Source organism: Mesorhizobium sp. CU3, from assembly GCF_006442965.1.
In the GTDB taxonomy this organism is placed as follows: domain Bacteria; phylum Pseudomonadota; class Alphaproteobacteria; order Rhizobiales; family Rhizobiaceae; genus Mesorhizobium.
Window position 1 is genome coordinate 65,140 of record NZ_VFWX01000025.1, and the last position, 16,166, is coordinate 81,305.

Consider the following 16,166-nt stretch of genomic DNA (forward strand, 5'->3'; position numbering starts at 1 on the left):
GTGGCGGCAATGCCTTCTCCCCGTTCACGGCGAGAAAGCTCCCGGAAGGCGGGACGGCGACTGCGGCGATTGGCCTAACCAACCACCTCTCGATACTCCCGCACCTCCCCGTCCTGCCCGCGAATACTCCAGACCTCCCCGTCGCGCCCCTCGATATGGCTTGCGTTGAGCGGCACCTTGCCGCCACCGTCGGGGAGATCGATCACATAGGTCGGGTTACAGATACCGGAGAGGCGGCGGCGCAACTCGGCGACCAACGCCTGCCCTTCGGCAATCGTGGTGCGGCGGTGCGCCATGCCGCGCGCCAGGTCGCCATGGTGCAGGTAATAGGGTTTGGCGCCGAGACGATACATCAGCTCGCGGCAGAGCTCTTCCAGCACCTCGACGCGGTCGTTGACGCCCTTCAACAGGACGCTCTGGTTGAGCAGCACGAAGCCGGCCTGGCGCATCGTTCGGCAGGCCGTTTCGGCCGTTTCCGTCAGCTCACGCGGGTGGTTGAAGTGGGTGACGACCGTCACCATCAGCCGGCCCTGCAGCGCCGCGACCAGGCCTTCGGTGATGCGCGAGGGCAGCGCCACCGGCACGCGGGTGTGGATGCGCAGGAGCCTGAGATGCGGGATGGTTTCGAGGCGGGCGCGGATTTCGGCGAGTGCCTTGTCGGGCAGCGACAGCGGATCGCCGCCGGTCAGGATCACTTCGCGGATTTCCGGGTGCTCGGCGATATAGGCCAGCGCCGGCTCCAGGGCTTCGCGCGTATAGCCGCGGCCGATCGATGTCAGCGACTCCTTCCGGAAGCAGAAGCGGCAATAGACGGCGCATTGATAGGTGGGAAACAGAAGCACCCGGTCGGCATGACGGTGCGTCAGCCGCGGCACGGGGCTGAAGGCGTGGTCGCCAATCGGGTCGTCGAGCTCGCCCTCGGTGGCGACCAGCTCGTCGGGCGACGGGATGACCTGGGCGCGGATCGGATCGTCGGGGTCGCTCCAGTCGATCAGGTCGAGATAGGGTTTCGGCACGCGCACCTTGTGGGCGGCAGCAGCTTCCTGCGCGGCTTCGCGCTCGGCGGGCGAGAGCGGAAGGGAAGCCAGGTCGCGGACATGGCGCACGCCGGCGCGGACATCGTCCTGCCAGATAGCGTCGGGGCTGGTGACTGGATGCTTGAGGTCTGTGGTCATTGGAGGCTCGACGATGTTTGCGCCGGGGTATCGGCCGAACGAGCGGCGGGGTCAACCGTTGGCCGCGCAGACAGGCGAAAGTCGCGCTTCCGCGCGCACCGACGCTTCGAGTGGTTGTTTTAGCGGAATGGCATTATTGTGCATCGTCAGTAGCTTCAGCGGATACAGATGGATTTCAGCGCAGGCCATGGCTATCTCCTCATCGGCGGCCTCATCCTGGTCGGCGCCGGGCTGCTGATCATTTCGCTGATCGTCAATCTGCGCGTGGCGCACAGCGTGCGTGACGACGTGCGCCACCGCGAAAAGCTCCTTGAGTACTACCGCAACATCTTTTCGCAGCTCGGCGTCATCCTGATCGGCATCGGCGTGTCGCTGTTCATCTTCTTCTTCCAGCAGAACTACCAGGACCAGCGCCGACGCGAGACAGAGCTGCAGCAGGTGCTATCCAAGCTGGCGGCACGCCTGGCCCGCGGCGCGCCGGTGATCGAGACGCTTAGCGAGTTCGACGAGGTGCTGGACGAAGGCGGCGGCTATGTCGACCCCGAGCTCGGCGGCAAGAACACCGCGGTCAGCGCGCAGGGCGCGGCGCTCGGCAAGCAGGCCGCCAAGATCCTGCTGGTCGAGCGCGACGTCGATCTGCGCGACTTCGACATCCTCAACCTGTCGCGTGATTTCGAAACGACCTTCGTCGTCAACGAGCTCGATCCGGCGCTCTGGTTCAACATCGTGCGCGACGAGAGCGAGATCAAATACGCCACCACCCAGCTCGCGCTGGACTACAAGGATCTGCAGGATTCGATCGGCGGCGAGCCTGCCGAGGTTGCGGTCGCCAATCCCGAGAAGGCGCAGAAAATCAAGAAGGAGGTGCTCGACATCTTCTATGACGCCGACCTGTTACGACAGCGCAGCCGGCGCTTCCTTGCCCGCGCCTGCTGGCTGTTCAGCAAGGGCAAGGGCTTCGTCACCGCCGCCCCCGCCGCCGAGATCGAGCCGGATACGCGATCGCAGCAGGAATGGATCGACCGCGCCAGACCGCTGCTGACGCAGACGAAGTCCGGCAGCGGCGACTGCTTCAGGCTGCTGCACTACGGCCAGGCGCCCGGTGGCAGTTAATCCCCTACCCGCTGCAGGGTGCCCAGATGATTGTCATCGAGGAAGCCGATCGTCATCGCTTGCGCCTTGCCGTCGGGGTCGACGACGAAGCTGACGCCTGTCGGCCGGTCCGGCGTCTCGGCGTCGGGATTGGTCAGGAACAGGTCGCCGTCGTAATGCCTCAGCGGATAGGACCGGGCGCCTGACGGCCCGACCTTGAGCATGAGGCCGTCTCCCGCGCCCGACACGACGGCGCCGCCGATGAAGTCGTTGGTGTAGCGGCCGGCATAAGCGCTGGCCGGTCGAGCCGATCTCGCCGGCGACGGCGGCTTGGCATAGGCGGCCTTGGCCGCCTCGACCACCGGGCCGAACATGCCGTTGTAGATCGCGTCCCAGGCCTTGACCCAGTCCTTGCCTACCGAACCGTCGAAGACGAGGTCGGCGAAGCTGTCGGACAGCCCCTCCGGCACGCCGGTCGGGAAGGCGTTGGTGAGGACGACGATGCCGAGCTTCTCCTTCGGGAACAGCGTCACCACCGTGCGCGCGCCGACGCTGAAGGCCCCGGCATGGCCCCAGCTCAAGCCGTGACGGCCGAATTCGACGTTCCAGCCGAGGCCGTAGAAGGACTCGCCGCCGGAGACGGGGTTCTTGCCACGTGTCATCAGCGGCACATGCGTCTGGTCGAGCGCATCGGCGGCAATCAGCGTCTTGCCGGCGTAGACGCCGTTGCCGAGCACAAGGCGCATCCATTGAGACAGATCGCGCGCAGTGGAACTGACGCCGCCGGCCGGCGCCTGCGCATCCGGATCGCGCTTGATCTCCGCGGCCCAGGCGCCGTCGACCCTGACATGGAGCGCGGCACGGTTCGCGTGCTTGACGAAGTCCGCCAGACGCGAGCTGGTCGAGATCATGCCGAGCGGGCGATAGAGTTTTTCCTCGGCAACATCCTCCCACGGCTTGCCGGTCGGCATCGCAGCGGCGACGGCGCCCTCGGTCAGGCCGAAATTCGAGTAGGAATAGCCGGCGCGGAAGCTCGACGAAGGCGGCACGAAGCGCAGCCGGTGCAGGATTGTGGCGCGGTCGTAGCCGATGTCCTCGAGATCGTCGCCCGCGGTGCCCGGCAGACCGCTGCGATGCGCAAACAGGTCGCGGATGGTGAGTTGGCTGGTCGGATAGGGATCGGCCAACCGGAAGGCAGGGTCGAGGTCGGCGATCCTGGAATCCCAGGACACGATACCTTCGCCGACCAGCGCCGCCACGACGGTTGCCGAGACCGGCTTGGACAGCGAGGCAATCTGGAACACCGTGTCGGCGTCGACGGTCTCCGGCTTGCCGGCCTCGCGAAGCCCGAAACCCTTGAGATAGATCACCTTGTCGTCATGCACGACGGCGATGGCGAGACCCGGCACGCCGCCGTCCGCGACGATGGCCTTGGCGAGCGCCTCGAGCTCGGGCAAGGCGGCAGCGACGCGCTCGGGCGTGACGGGATCGGCCTGGGCCGCATGCGGCCACAGCGCCAGCAGGGCGACGAAGGCGGCAATCGTCAAATGACAGAGATTCCGATCAAGCCGCATCACGCGCCTCCTCCCTTCCCTGCATTCACCCCACGATTGTACAGGCCGGCGCTTTAGCGGCCAAGCCTTTGCCAGAGAGCCTCACCTCTCGAACTTGCGGATCGCCTCCGCGGTGACCGGCGTGAAGAAATTGACCAGGTTGCCGTCCGGGTCGCGGAACAGCAGAGAGCGATTGCCCCACGGCATGGTCGTCGGTCTCTGGACCACCGCCTCGTCCAGACTTTCGGCGAGCCGTCGGTATTCCGCATCGACATCGGCGACGCGGAATTCGATGATCGCGCTGCGGTTGGCGGCGGGCTGCGCGACATGGTCGCCGCCAAAGAGCTGCAGGGTGCGCGTGCTGCCGATCGCCAGGGTGCCGGCCGCGGTGATCAGCTCGGCGAAATCCTCGGTGTAGAGCGTCAGCTTCGCGCCGATGACTTCTTCGTAGAAATCGACGAGACGCTTGACGTCGGCGGTGATGATGCGGGTCGAAACGAAATTCATTGAGTCTTCTCCTTGAGTCAGCGGCGGCAGTTGAGGCGCCATACCCGCCTTGTGGACCCTTCCTGTTGCCAGCATAGTGGCAACAGGAGACATGCCTTGCGCCGCGCCGACCGACTGTTCCAGATCATCCAGATCATGCGGCGCGAGAGCCGGCCGATCACCGCCAGCCAGATCGCCGAGGAGTTGGAGACCTCGCGGCGCTCCGTCTATCGCGACATCGCCGACCTGATCGGACAGCGTGTGCCGATCCGGGGCGAAGCCGGCCTCGGCTATGTGCTCGACCGCGACTACGACATGCCGCCGCTGATGCTGACGCCGGACGAGCTGGAGGCCGCGGTGCTCGGCGCGCAATGGGTCGCCGACAAGGGCGATGCCGTGCTGGCCGGGGCGGCACGCGATCTCATCGCCAAGATTGCCACGGTCGTGCCGGAGCGGCTGCGCCCCTTCGTCAGCGATCCGAGCGTCGGCGCGCCGCTTGCACGGGCCGAGGCGCCGGCGGACGGGCTCGACATCGCCCGCGCCCGGGCCGCGATCCGCAAAGGCCACAAGATCCGCATCCGCTACCGCGACGAGCTGGACAGGACAAGCGAGCGCGTCATCTGGCCGACGATGATCGGCTATGCCGAGACGGTACGGCTCATCGCCGCCTGGTGCGAGCTGCGCCAGGATTTCCGCCATTTCCGCACGGACAGGATTTTCGCCGCGGAGTTCCTAGACGAGCGCTTCGGGCGCCCAGGCGAGCTGCGCAGCCGCTGGAAGCGCTACATGGAGGCGCAGGGGCTGCGGCTGCCTTAGCGCGTTTCAATCGACCGGCGCGATCTTTTCAGGCAATCTCCTTTGCAAGGGAGGATCACCATGACCGACAGGCCGGCGCTGCCGCGCTATGAGGACACCGTCGCGCGCTTCCGCATCGAGGACGAGATCGCGCGGCTTCACGGCGATCCGGCCACCGGGATCAACGCTTACGTCGAATGCTGCGGCCGCTATACCGGCCAGAACCGCCTGGCGCTGCGCGCGATCTCGTCGGCTGGCCAGCTGCGCGAATTCTCCTTCGACGATCTCGCCGACATGTCCGGCCGCGTTGGCACCATGCTGAAGGGTTTCGGCGTCGGCCCCGGCGATGTCGTGGCCGGCATGCTGCCGCGCATTCCGGAGCTGGTGGCGCTGATCCTCGGCGCGTGGCGCGTCGGCGCGGTCTACCAGCCGCTGTTCACCGCCTTCGGCCCGAAGGCGATCGAGCATCGGCTGAGCTACAGCAAGGCCAGGCTGGTGGTGACCAACCCGGCCAACCGCGGCAAGCTCGACGAGGTGGAAACCCGTCCGCGCATCGCCACCATCCTTGGCGGAGGCGACGCCCTGCCCCAAGGCGATATCGATTTTCGCGCAGCACTTGCCGCCGCCTCGCCCGATTGCGAACCGGTAATGCGCAAGGGCTCGGACCTGTTCATGATGATGTCGACCTCCGGCACCACCGGTCATCCCAAGGGCGTGCCGGTGCCGCTCAACGCTCTGCTCGCCTTCGGCGCCTATATGCGCGACGCGATCGGGCTTCGCGGCGACGACGTCTTCTGGAACATCGCCGATCCCGGCTGGGCCTATGGGCTCTACTACGCCATCACCGGGCCATTGCAGCTCGGCATCGCCACGACATTCTACGAAGGCGCCTTCAACGCCAGGTCGACCTACGACATCATCGAGAGGCTCGGCGTCACCAGCCTTGCCGGCTCGCCCACCGCCTATCGGCTCTTGATGGCGGAAGGCGCGGAAGCGGCGGCTCGCGTGAAAGGAAAACTGCGCGTGGTGAGCAGCGCCGGCGAGCCGCTCAACCCGGAAGTGATCCGCTGGTTCGACGCCAACCTCGCGGCCCCCATACATGACCATTACGGCCAGACCGAAAACGGCATGATGGTCAACAACCATCATGGCCTGACGCATACCGTCCGCGCCGGCTCGGCCGGTTTCGCCATGCCCGGCTACCGCATGGTTGTGCTGGATGACGCAGGCAACGAGCTCGGCCCGAACCAGCCGGGCATTCTCGCGGTCGACATCGCCAACTCGCCGCTGCGCTGGTTCGACGGCTACCACCAGGCCGAGACGCCGGCGATCGCCGGCGGCTATTACCGCACCGGCGACACGGTGGAGTACGAGCGGGACGGCTCGGTCTCCTTCATCGGCCGGGCCGACGACGTGATCACCTCGGCCGGCTACCGCATCGGACCCTTCGACGTCGAAAGCGCGCTGATCGAGCATCCGGCAGTGAACGAAGCGGCGGTGATCGGCGTTCCCGACCCGCAGCGCACCGAATTCGTCAAGGCCTTCGTGGTGCTTTCGCCCGCCTTCAAGGGCAGCGAGGCATTGGCCGAGGAACTCGCCCAGCATGTGAAGAAGCGGCTCTCGGCACATTCCTATCCGCGCGAGGTCGAGTTCGTGGCCGAGCTGCCGAAGACGCCGAGCGGCAAGATCCAGCGGTTCTTGCTGCGCAAGGCGGAGGTGGAGAAGCGGAAGGCATGAAGGCGCTTTCGGCCTTGTTTTAGCCTGATCTTGTCACCAAACATCGGGATGTCATTGGCTCGGGCTTAGCGGGGATTCTTCAATGCGGTTGGTCTTGACACTTCTGTTGACGCTTTCGGCCGGAGCGGCATACGCGGCCTCGCCGGAGGACGACTATGTCGCGACGCGCGACAAGGCGATCGCCGACATCACCGCCCAGGAAAGCGCCAACACGGCGATCGAGACGATCGATGCACAGAACGAGAAGGCGCTGGCCGACCTGCAGCAGCGGCTCTCCGCCATTCTCGGCCCGCTTTCGGTCAAAGGCTTTCCGACGACCGGCACCAACAACATCGAAAGCCTGAATTCCTCGGACATCGGCTACGGCATGCTCGACGGCTTGCGCTACGCCCAGAGCGAGGACGGCCCGAGCATCGTGGCCTCGACGCGCGGGCTGACCGAGCGCTGGCTGAAATCCAAATCGGACGAGACGGAAGCCGATTTCAAGCTGCCCGCCGCCATCGGCGATGCGCTTAAACTCGACAATTTCTACACCCAGGCGATCGGCAGCGATGCGGCCTTCTCCGGCACGCTCGACTTCCAGGTGACGAAGCCCGCCGGCGCCGATGTGGCGGTTGCCCGGCTCGGCGGCTGGACGCAGGATGTCGGGCCGATCTACGACCAGCATGTCGTCGTCGCGGTGGTAAAGGGCGACCGCGTTCTGATCGCCGAGGCGCCCGCCGCGCCGGCCGTTCCCAAGATCGCCGCCTGCGATTCCATCTGGGCCGCGGCCGACGCCGCCGCGCAGAAGACGCAGCAGGCCGACCAAGGCGCGGACCAGGACGATTCCAGCGGCACCGATGCCGCCAACGCGCTTTGGGAAAAGGGCGACGCCGACTATCGCGCCTGCATGGCCCAGCGCCTGCCCGGCGATCCGGCCTTCGCCGGATTGCTCAAGCAGGCGCAGGACCTCGCCGACGCCATGGCGGGCAAGTAGTCGCGAGGTGGGGATGAAGCGCATCCTTCTCGTCAGGCATACGGAAGAGCCGGGCGACGATCATGCCGAGACGACGCTCAAGGCGAACGGCCATGCGGTCACCACGGTGATGCCGTTCAAGGGCGAGCCGATCGATCTCGACGCCGTCGACGGCGCCGTGATCTATGGCGGCCCGTTCAACGTCTTCGATACCGACAAGCATACCTTCCTCCACGACGAGGCGAGGTTGATCGGGCATTGCCTGGACAACGGCCTGCCGCTGCTCGGCATCTGCCAAGGCGCGCAGCAGATCGCCTGGCACCTGGGCGCCAATGTCGGGCCGGTGGAAAGCGGCATCAGGGAGTTCGGCTATTTCGAGATCGCCCCCACGGATGACGCCGGCGATTTCCTCGACCGGCCGCTGTTCCTGCCGCAGAACCATTTCCATACGTTCGACCTGCCTGTGGGCGCCGTGCATCTCGCTTCAAGCGAGATTTTTCCCAATCAGGCGTTCCGGATCGGCGATACGATATACGGGTTGCAATTCCACGCCGAACAGGGTCCGGCCGGTTTTCGCCGCTGGCAGGACAGGCAAGGCGCGCCCTACGGAACGCCCGGCGCGCAGGAGCGCGGCGAGCAGGACAGGCTGATGCAGGCCCACCACTCGGCACAGTTTGCCTGGTTCAGCGGCTTCGTGAGCAAGCTGTTCGGCTGAAGCCGTGTGCTCCTGGCGGTTCGCATCCTGACGGAAACCCGCTGAACGGGTTTCCGGAAACGGCCCTACCCCGCGTTGGCGCGCATGTGGCGTCGAGACGTTCGCCTCGCGGTGACCCGCGGCGCAGCATCGACGACATGCCCATTTGTCGGGGGTACGGCATCCTTGCGCGATCTGGCGTCCGTCACCCGATGCAGCCGCTCATAGGGCAGCAACTCCTTGATGCGCTCGTTGAGCGTCACGATCTCGGCGCGCAGATCCTCGCATTCCTGCTTCTGGATATCGAGCTGTATCTGGTCCGACGCGAGCTGCAGCGAGAGCTCCGAGAGGTTGGTGCTGACCGCCGACAGGTTCTTCTTGTCGGCTTCGCTCTCATTTCTGAGAGCATCAAGCCTTTCCTCGGCGATCTGGCGGTCGGTGACGGCATCGTTCATCTGGGCCCTGAGGGCTGCGATCTCAGCCGCCGTGTCGCTGCTGTCGCTGGACGCTTTCTCCAGCCTCGACTGCAATCCCTGTATCTCGGAACGCAACCCAAGCATTTCCGCGTTGTTGCGGGCCAATTCGGACGCTGCGTCGCTCTCCGCGATGCGGGCCGTCTCGGTTGCATCGGCGAGCTTGACATGCGTCGCATCCAGCGACTTCTGCAGGCGGGCTGCTTCCTTCTCGTGCTTGCCGACTTGCACCAACAGGTCGGCAAGATGGGCGGTCTCGGTGGCGTGGGTGGCCGCGAACTCGTCCAACTTATGCCGGGCCTCGGACTCCTGCTTTTGCGCCTGCTCCAGGTCGACGGAAAGGCCGACCAGCTTCTCGCGCAGCAGCTTGTTCTCGCTGGCGCGCCTGTCGACTTCGACAGTTTTGGCCGTCAGCGCCTTGACGATCTCGCCGAACTGCGTCTCGCGCCTGGCGCTCTCATTGTTGACTTCCACCAGTTCGAGCCGCACCGCCGCAAGCGCCGAGCGCAGCTGCTCGCGGTCCTGAACAAGGCTCGTCTCGCGCTGTTGCCAGGCTTCGGCGGCGCCGTCGCGTTCGCGGAGCTTGCGGGCGGCGTCGGCCAATTGTTCCAACGAAGTCTTATGGTCCGTCGTCAAAGCGACATTGGCCAGCTCCAATTCGTTGGCGCGCAGCGTGTCGCGATGCAAGACGTTCAAGATCTCGCGCGTCATGCGATGCGCGGTGGCGATCTCCGCCAGTCTCGTGTCGATCTCTTCCAGATGGCCTTGCCCATCGTGGAACAGCCCGGAGACGGCCTCCAGGGCGGCTAGCCGGGTCTGCGTGTGCGGCGTTAGCCGCGAGGCCGGCGCTTCGGGTTGGCCTTCCGCCGGCGGAGCCGCTTCGTTTGCCGAGATTTCCGCGACAGCGGCGCCCGCCTTTGGATCCTGCTCGTCAGTAGCCAGGCAATCCTCGAAGGCTTCCGCCAGATCCGATTGAAACTCCTGATATTCCTTGTCTACGTCCTCGGCCCGCTTGATCAGAGATTTGAAATTCATAACGCACTACCCCTTACTCACTCCCAGGCATTTTCATCCTTAACGACCCGCTAATATAAATGTTTACGTGCCCCAAGGGCAACCCTACCCAAATGGTGGAGCATTCGGGGTTATCGGGGCTTTTCCAGATGCTTGCGTGACGTTCCATCAGCGTTACCTGTGGCAAGCGCGGTAAGTGCCTTTGAAATCTCGGGAGGGGCCGGCCGAACGGCCGCAGACGTCAAGCGAAAGCGCATCGTAGGGCAGCGATACGCCCGCCGTCGGCCGTCTTTGCGCCAGCCGACAGTTCAACCTTCCAGAGCAATCGGGCTGTGTAAACCTCAGCCCCTCAGCCCCGGCGCCTCCTGGCCGGTGCGGGCGACATATTCGGTATAGCCGCCGCCATAGGCGTGGACGCCGTCCGGCGTCAGTTCCAGCACGCGGTTGGACAGTGCCGCCAGGAAATGGCGATCGTGCGAGACGAAGAGCATGGTGCCTTCATATTGCGCCAACGCCTCGATCAGCATCTGCTTGGTGGAGATGTCGAGGTGGTTGGTCGGCTCGTCGAGCACCAGAAGGTTGGGCGGATCGAACAGCATCAGTGCCATCACCAGCCGCGCCTTCTCGCCGCCCGACAGCACGCGGCATTTCTTCTCGATCTCGTCGCCGGAGAAGCCGAAGCAGCCGGCAAGCGCGCGCAGCGGCGCCTGGCCGGCCTGCGGGAAGTTGTCCTCCAGCGTTTGGAAGACGGTGCGCTCGCCGTCGAGCACTTCCATGGCGTGCTGGGCGAAATAGCCCATTTTGACGCTGGGACCCCGGGCGACGGAGCCCTCGTCCGGCTTGGAAGCGCCGGCGACCAGTTTCAGCAACGTCGACTTGCCGGCGCCGTTGACGCCCATCACGCACCAGCGTTCGCGGCGGCGGATCTGGAAGTCGAGGCCGGAATAGATATTGCGGCTGCCATAGGATTTGTGAATACCCTTCAGCGTCGCCACGTCCTCGCCGCAGCGCGGCGCCGGCTGGAACTCGAAAGCCACCGTCTGGCGCCGCTTCGGCGGCTCGACGCGGTCGATCTTGTCGAGCTTCTTCACCCGGCTCTGCACCTGGGCGGCATGGGAGGCGCGTGCCTTGAAGCGCTCGATGAAGGCGATCTCCTTGGCCAGCATCGCCTGCTGGCGCTCGAACTGCGCCTGCAACTGCTTGTCGGCCAGCGCGCGCTGCTCCTGGTAGAATTCGTAATTGCCGGAATAGGAGGTGAGCGCGCCGGCATCGATCTCGATGATCTTGGTGACGATGCGGTTCATGAACTCGCGGTCATGCGAGGTCATCAGCAGCGCGCCGTCATAATCCTTGAGGAATTTCTCCAGCCAGATCAGGCTTTCGAGGTCGAGATGGTTGCTCGGCTCGTCCAGCAGCATGACGTCGGGCCGCATCAAAAGGATGCGGGCGAGCGCGACGCGCATCTTCCAGCCGCCCGACAGTTTCGAAACGTCGCCGTCCATCATCTCCTGGCTGAAGCCGAGGCCGTCGAGCACCTCGCGGGCGCGGCCGTCCAGCGCATAGCCGTCGAGCTCCTCGAAGCGATGCTGCAGCTCGCCGTAACGCTCGATGATTTGGTCCATCTCATCGGCGCGGTCCGGATCGCCCATGGCGTGCTCCAGCTCACGCATCTCGGCGGCCACCGCGCTGACCGGCCCGGCGCCTTCCATGACTTCGGCCACCGCGCTCATGCCTTCCATGTCGCCGACATCCTGGCTGAAATAGCCGATGGTGACGCCGCGATCGACCGAGACCTGGCCCTCGTCAGGCTGCTCCTGGCCAATGATCATGCGGAACAAAGTGGTCTTGCCGGCCCCGTTCGGGCCGACGAGACCGACCTTCTCGCCTTTCTGCAAGGCGGCCGAGGCCTCGATGAAGACAATCTGGCGGCCGTTCTGCTTGCCGATATTTTCGAGACGGATCATAGGGCGGTCCGGGCAAATGCGCTGATGTGGCGGGATTTGTCCGGGGCAATACGCGAATGGCGCCAGCTATGGAAGAGGCCGAAGCGCCGCAGATCGTGGCGAAGACCCCGCCTGGTCACCGCTCGCGAAAATAAAATTCGGAAAGCGTCGAAATCCGCCCTAGCCGAACGACATTGGCGTGGAGGCCTGCAAAGCCCGACCAGCAACAGCGACAGGACAGAAATACGATGACCGCGAAGATGCTCGTGATCTACAAAACTCCGACCGATCCGGAGGCCTTCGACCGGCACTATTTCGAGGTTCATATACCACTGGCCAAGAAGCTTCCCGGCCTGCGGCGCTACGACGTCAGCCGGCGGCCCATCATCAAGCGCTCGGCGGGCGAGATGCCGTATCTGGTGGGGACGCTTTATTTCGACAGCCTCGCCGATATGCAGAGCGCATTTGCCACCGAAATCGGCATTGCCTGTGCCGCGGACCGCCGGATCCTCGCGCCGGGAGACGACGACTTTACGATGCTGCTGTTCGAGGTCGACGAAGTGTAAGCCGTCACGGGTCTGCGGCAGCAGGCGGAAAGAAGGAGCGGCGCCGGGCGAGCGGGGCTATTTGGCGTCGTGGAAGATGATACCCACCGTATGCCGCCGGCCGGAACGCAGGCGGCTTACGCCATGGCGCAAATTCACCCGATAAAAACCCTTCGCGCCCTGCACAGGCCGGTTGTGCACGGCGAAAACCACTGCGTCGCCGCGCTTCAACGGCACCACCTCGGCGCGGCTTTGCATGCGCGGGCGCTGCTCGGTGAGCACGAATTCGCCGCCGGTGAAATCCTCGCCCGGCTCCGACAGCAGGATCGCCACCTGCAGCGGAAAGGCGAGCGCGCCGTAAAGGTCCTGGTGCAGGCAGTTGAAGTCGCCTGGACCGTATTGGAGGAGCAGCGGCGTCGGCCTGGTCTGGCCCTCGTCGTGGCAGCGCTTCAGGAAGCCGGCATGGTCGACGGGATAGCGCAAGGCGACACCCATCTTCTCGTTCCAGTCGTTGGCCACAGTGGCCAGCCGTGGATAGAGCGCGGTGCGCAGACCGTCTATCAGATCGGGCAGCGGATAGCGGAAATAGCGGTATTCGCCCTTGCCGAAGCCGTGGCGAGCCATCACGATATGGCTGCGGAAATGCGCCTCATGCGGATAGAGCGCGGCGATATCGGCGCATTCCTCCGCCGACAGCAGGCCCGGCATGACGGCCGAGCCATGGGCGTTGAGGTCGGAGACGAGAAGGCGCCAGTCCTGCGCGCCGACACGGGATTCGGCCGAGCGGCTGGCGCGTTTGTTGTTCAGCGAATGGATGGTCATGGGACAGCTCCTTGCTTGCGCCGAGGATCGGACGCGCGACGGAACGGAGCCACCCGATTCCGGGCAAGTTGGCTGTGATGTCATAGGAGGCGCCGGCGGGACAGCGCCCCCCTTTGCCCTGCCGGGCATCTCCCCCACGAGGGGGGAGATTGGCAGCTTTGGCGACGGCGCCCTCCCTTCAACGCTGGCGATTGGCGAAAGCGCGGACGACAGCTCAATCTCCCCCCTCGTGGGGGAGATGGCCGGCAGGCCAGAGGGGCGCGCGAAGGAACGCGGCCTAAGCCTTGCTGCGATATGCTTCCAGCTCCGGATCGAGGTCCACCTTCACCGCATTGGTGAACATGCAGGTCGCCATCATGATGCCGGCGAATGCGGTGAGGTTGACGAGCAGTGTTTCGTCATAGCGCGATTTGAGCGCGGTCCAGGTCTCGTCGGGAACAGCATTGGCATCGATGGCCACCGTCTTGCCGAAAGACATCAGCAGCGCCTCTTCGGCAGAGGGTTGGATCTTCTCGGGATCGAAGCCATTGTCGATCAGCGCGCGGCGGAAGAACGTCACCGGGATCTCCGCGCGCATGGTCTCGGCGATCGCCGTGCAAAACAGCCATATTGCACGGTCGTCCAGCGTCGGCTTGAGCAGGTCGCGCAGGGTGAACCATTCGGCGTAGATGCGGTGCGCGGCGGGCGAATGGAGCAGGATGCGCTTCATGTTGGTCATGCGACCACGCAGCTTAAGCTCGCGGTCATGCTCGGCGCGGATTTCGTCCGAGGCGGTCGCGTAGTCGATCGGGGAAAGATGCGCCACCGCTCTACCCCAGCGTCGCGTGCAATTGTGGCGCGCCGCGCAGCGTGTTGGAGACGGTGCAGATGTCCTCGGCATCCGCCAGGATGCGCGCCTTGGTGGCAGCATCGAGGTCGCCGGCGATGTCGAGCCTGACGGCGAAGGCGGCGATGCGCGAGGGCTCGTCCTTGGCCTTCTCGCCGGTGACATCGGCTTTCACCTCGCCCAACCGGTCGGCGACGCCGAGGCGGCTGGCGGCGATGCGGGCGCTGAGCACCATGCAGGCGGCCAGAGAGGCGTAGAGCAGGTCGAGCGGACTGAAACCGGGCGCGCTGACCTGCGTCACCACATCGACCGCGCCGCCTGTGGGGGTAATGACGGCAGGCAGGCCACTCGTCGGCAGGACAGCCAGCGCGCCAGTCGTTCGGGTTCTGATCTTCAGCTCGCTCATTGCAACCCCTTCCAGCGGTTTTGGCTCACAGATGTGCCATAGCGAGCATGAAATTCAACAGGGCAACACCGCGCTCAAGAGAGGTAACGCGGGCGCACGCCCGCACCGGAGAGCCAATCGCCTCAGGGCGCCGCGATCCCCTGCTGCAGTATTTCTATTTCAATTCCCGCAGCACATGCTTCTGGATCTTGCCCGAGGCGGTGCGTGGCAGCGCTTCCAACGCCCGGAATTCCTTGGGCACCTTATAACGGGCGATGCGCGCGGCGCAGTGGCCGGCCAGCGCCGCCGGATCGAGCGAGCGGCCGGGCCGCAGCACAACGAAGGCGCGGCCGACCTCGCCCCAGCGCCCGTCGGCGATGCCGATCACCGCCACTTCCGCGATGTCGGGGTGGGCAAGCAGCGCCGCCTCGACTTCGGCCGGAAAGACGTTCTCGCCGCCGGAGATGAACATGTCCTTGCGCCGGTCGACAAGGGTGACGAAACCGTCGTCGTCGAGCCGCGCCATGTCGCCGGTGCGCAGCCAGCCGTCCCGGCTGAAGGCTTTTTCCGTCTCTTCCGGCCGGTTCCAATAGCCCGGCGTGACGTTGGGGCCGGCGAGCCAGATCTCGCCCGTATCGCCCGGCGCGACGTCGTTGCCGGCGTCATCGACGATGCGCAGCGAAACCGACGGCGCCGGCAGCCCGGACGAACCCGCCTTGCCGGCGATGCGGTCCGCCTGCGGCGGCACGCAGAGCACGGTGCCGGCTTCCGTCATGCCGTAGCCGTCGGCCATGAGCACGCCCTGTTCAAGCCACCAGAGCACATCCGCGGCAGGGTTCGGCGCGCCGCCGGTAAAGACGGCCTTGAGCGATGTCCAGCGCGCGGGCGCGAAACCTGCATGCTCCCGCAACATCCTCGCCATCTGCGGCACGCAGAAATAATGGGTGACGCCAAGCGCCGGGTCGGCCAGCCGGTTGTTGGTGACGCCGGCGTCGAAGCCGGAGGAGATCAGCGCCGTGCCGCCCTGGAGCAACACGGGGCGAAGATTGGTGATCAGGCCGATCACATGGAACATCGGCGCGTCGCAAAGGAAGATGCTGTCATGGCCGACGCGCCCGACGACGCCGAAATTGACCGCTGTGGCGAAGGCGTTGGCTTCCGTCACGATGACGCCCTTGGGTCGGCCGGATGTGCCGGAGGTGTAGAGGATGATCGAGGGGCGGTCGGCTTCCGGCAATGGACGGCGCGGCGCGGGCGCCGCTTCTTCCACCGCCGCCGCGAAGCGCGCGACCTCGACCGGCGCGCAGCCGGGCGGCGGCGCGATGTCCAGCCCGGCGTCGTGCACCAGAAGCACTGGGGCGCAATCGGTCAGGATCGCCTGCTGCTCGGGCGCCGCAAGCCTCCAGTTGACGGGCACGAAAATGGCGCCGCGGCGCATCGCCGCCTGCTGCAGGATGACGAGGTCGGCGCCGTTGCGGGCGAGCGTGGCGATCCGCTGTCCCTGCCCTACGCCATGGTTTTCGAGCACGGCGACGGCGCGCTGGATAGCAGCGTCGAGTGCCGAGTATGTCCAGCCGCGCCCAGATGCGAGATCGATGCAGGCGAGCTTTTCCGGCACTGCCCGGGCATGCAAGGCGACAGGGTCGGGTGTCGTCCAGGCCGGCATTCGTG

15 protein-coding genes are annotated in these 16,166 nt (G+C 65.5%); 6 read left to right on the top strand and 9 right to left on the bottom strand.

Annotated elements, in window-relative coordinates; genetic code table 11:
• Positions 1-74: 74 nt before the first annotated feature.
• Entirely contained in the window at positions 75-1,175 is a 1,101-nt protein-coding gene (locus tag FJ988_RS28890) for a KamA family radical SAM protein (protein WP_140822471.1), read from the bottom strand.
• Between the two features lie 168 nt (positions 1,176-1,343).
• On the opposite strand from FJ988_RS28890, the gene FJ988_RS28895 reads away from it, so the two are divergent.
• Positions 1,344-2,288 carry a hypothetical protein gene (locus FJ988_RS28895; protein WP_140822473.1) on the top strand — a complete coding sequence of 315 codons (945 nt, stop codon included), beginning with the start codon at positions 1,344-1,346 and terminating at the stop codon, positions 2,286-2,288.
• Here the strand turns inward: FJ988_RS28895 and FJ988_RS28900 are convergent.
• Together FJ988_RS28900 and FJ988_RS28905 are read right to left on the bottom strand one after the other, a co-directional pair.
• Positions 2,285-3,841: a serine hydrolase gene (locus FJ988_RS28900; protein ID WP_140822475.1), complete on the bottom strand. Its 1,557-nt coding sequence runs from the start codon at positions 3,839-3,841 to the stop codon at positions 2,285-2,287. The genes FJ988_RS28895 and FJ988_RS28900 overlap by 4 nt on opposite strands.
• 81 nt (positions 3,842-3,922) lie before the next feature.
• Entirely contained in the window at positions 3,923-4,327 is a 405-nt protein-coding gene (locus FJ988_RS28905; RefSeq protein WP_140822477.1) for a glyoxalase/bleomycin resistance/extradiol dioxygenase family protein, read from the bottom strand.
• 96 nt (positions 4,328-4,423) lie between these two features.
• On the opposite strand from FJ988_RS28905, the gene FJ988_RS28910 reads away from it, so the two are divergent.
• From FJ988_RS28910 to FJ988_RS28925, 4 genes are all read left to right on the top strand, one after another.
• Positions 4,424-5,122: a YafY family protein gene (locus FJ988_RS28910; RefSeq protein WP_140822479.1), complete on the top strand. Its 699-nt coding sequence runs from the start codon at positions 4,424-4,426 to the stop codon at positions 5,120-5,122.
• A 60-nt stretch (positions 5,123-5,182) separates the two neighbouring features.
• Positions 5,183-6,838, top strand: coding sequence for an acyl-CoA synthetase (locus FJ988_RS28915; protein WP_140822481.1), 1,656 nt, complete (start codon positions 5,183-5,185; stop codon positions 6,836-6,838).
• A gap of 82 nt (positions 6,839-6,920) precedes the next feature.
• The gene (locus FJ988_RS28920) at positions 6,921-7,814 is read left to right on the top strand and encodes a hypothetical protein (protein ID WP_140822483.1); all 894 of its coding nucleotides are present in this window, start codon (positions 6,921-6,923) and stop codon (positions 7,812-7,814) included.
• 13 nt (positions 7,815-7,827) lie between these two features.
• Complete coding sequence (locus tag FJ988_RS28925) at positions 7,828-8,508, top strand: type 1 glutamine amidotransferase (RefSeq protein WP_140822485.1); 681 nt, start codon at positions 7,828-7,830, stop codon at positions 8,506-8,508.
• Positions 8,509-8,573: 65 nt separating this feature from the next.
• Here the strand turns inward: FJ988_RS28925 and FJ988_RS28930 are convergent, their stop codons facing one another.
• Both FJ988_RS28930 and FJ988_RS28935 read right to left on the bottom strand, forming a co-directional pair.
• A complete protein-coding gene (locus FJ988_RS28930; protein WP_140822487.1) occupies positions 8,574-9,995 on the bottom strand; it encodes a hypothetical protein in 1,422 nt (473 codons plus the stop codon).
• 320 nt (positions 9,996-10,315) lie between these two features.
• Complete coding sequence (locus FJ988_RS28935; protein WP_140822489.1) at positions 10,316-11,938, bottom strand: ABC-F family ATP-binding cassette domain-containing protein; 1,623 nt, start codon at positions 11,936-11,938, stop codon at positions 10,316-10,318.
• A gap of 227 nt (positions 11,939-12,165) precedes the next feature.
• Here FJ988_RS28935 and FJ988_RS28940 point away from each other — a divergent pair, with 227 nt between their 5' ends.
• Positions 12,166-12,483 (top strand): EthD family reductase, encoded by a 318-nt coding sequence (locus FJ988_RS28940; RefSeq protein WP_140822491.1) that lies wholly within the window; start codon positions 12,166-12,168, stop codon positions 12,481-12,483.
• A 57-nt stretch (positions 12,484-12,540) separates the two neighbouring features.
• Here FJ988_RS28940 and FJ988_RS28945 read toward each other — a convergent pair whose 3' ends face one another.
• From FJ988_RS28945 to FJ988_RS28960, 4 genes are all read right to left on the bottom strand, one after another.
• Positions 12,541-13,284: a 2OG-Fe(II) oxygenase gene (locus FJ988_RS28945; protein WP_140822492.1), complete on the bottom strand. Its 744-nt coding sequence runs from the start codon at positions 13,282-13,284 to the stop codon at positions 12,541-12,543.
• Between the two features lie 277 nt (positions 13,285-13,561).
• On the bottom strand, positions 13,562-14,089 hold the full coding sequence (locus FJ988_RS28950) for a hypothetical protein (protein WP_140822494.1): 528 nt from the start codon (positions 14,087-14,089) through the stop codon (positions 13,562-13,564).
• A 4-nt stretch (positions 14,090-14,093) separates the two neighbouring features.
• Positions 14,094-14,516, bottom strand: a complete 423-nt coding sequence (locus FJ988_RS28955) for an OsmC family protein (RefSeq protein WP_140822496.1) — start codon at positions 14,514-14,516, stop codon at positions 14,094-14,096.
• 154 nt (positions 14,517-14,670) lie between these two features.
• A complete protein-coding gene (locus FJ988_RS28960; RefSeq protein WP_140822498.1) occupies positions 14,671-16,161 on the bottom strand; it encodes an AMP-binding protein in 1,491 nt (496 codons plus the stop codon).
• Between the last annotated feature and the right edge of the window lie 5 nt (positions 16,162-16,166).

Coding starts and splice junctions, on each gene's coding strand:
- FJ988_RS28890 (WP_140822471.1), bottom strand. CDS start 1,175: ATGACCACAGACCTCAAGCATCCAGTCACCAGCCCCGACGCTATCTGG.
- FJ988_RS28895 (WP_140822473.1), top strand. CDS start 1,344: ATGGATTTCAGCGCAGGCCATGGCTATCTCCTCATCGGCGGCCTCATC.
- FJ988_RS28900 (WP_140822475.1), bottom strand. CDS start 3,841: ATGCGGCTTGATCGGAATCTCTGTCATTTGACGATTGCCGCCTTCGTC.
- FJ988_RS28905 (WP_140822477.1), bottom strand. CDS start 4,327: ATGAATTTCGTTTCGACCCGCATCATCACCGCCGACGTCAAGCGTCTC.
- FJ988_RS28915 (WP_140822481.1), top strand. CDS start 5,183: ATGACCGACAGGCCGGCGCTGCCGCGCTATGAGGACACCGTCGCGCGC.
- FJ988_RS28920 (WP_140822483.1), top strand. CDS start 6,921: ATGCGGTTGGTCTTGACACTTCTGTTGACGCTTTCGGCCGGAGCGGCA.
- FJ988_RS28925 (WP_140822485.1), top strand. CDS start 7,828: ATGAAGCGCATCCTTCTCGTCAGGCATACGGAAGAGCCGGGCGACGAT.
- FJ988_RS28930 (WP_140822487.1), bottom strand. CDS start 9,995: ATGAATTTCAAATCTCTGATCAAGCGGGCCGAGGACGTAGACAAGGAA.
- FJ988_RS28935 (WP_140822489.1), bottom strand. CDS start 11,938: ATGATCCGTCTCGAAAATATCGGCAAGCAGAACGGCCGCCAGATTGTC.
- FJ988_RS28940 (WP_140822491.1), top strand. CDS start 12,166: ATGACCGCGAAGATGCTCGTGATCTACAAAACTCCGACCGATCCGGAG.
- FJ988_RS28945 (WP_140822492.1), bottom strand. CDS start 13,284: ATGACCATCCATTCGCTGAACAACAAACGCGCCAGCCGCTCGGCCGAA.
- FJ988_RS28955 (WP_140822496.1), bottom strand. CDS start 14,516: ATGAGCGAGCTGAAGATCAGAACCCGAACGACTGGCGCGCTGGCTGTC.
- FJ988_RS28960 (WP_140822498.1), bottom strand. CDS start 16,161: ATGCCGGCCTGGACGACACCCGACCCTGTCGCCTTGCATGCCCGGGCA.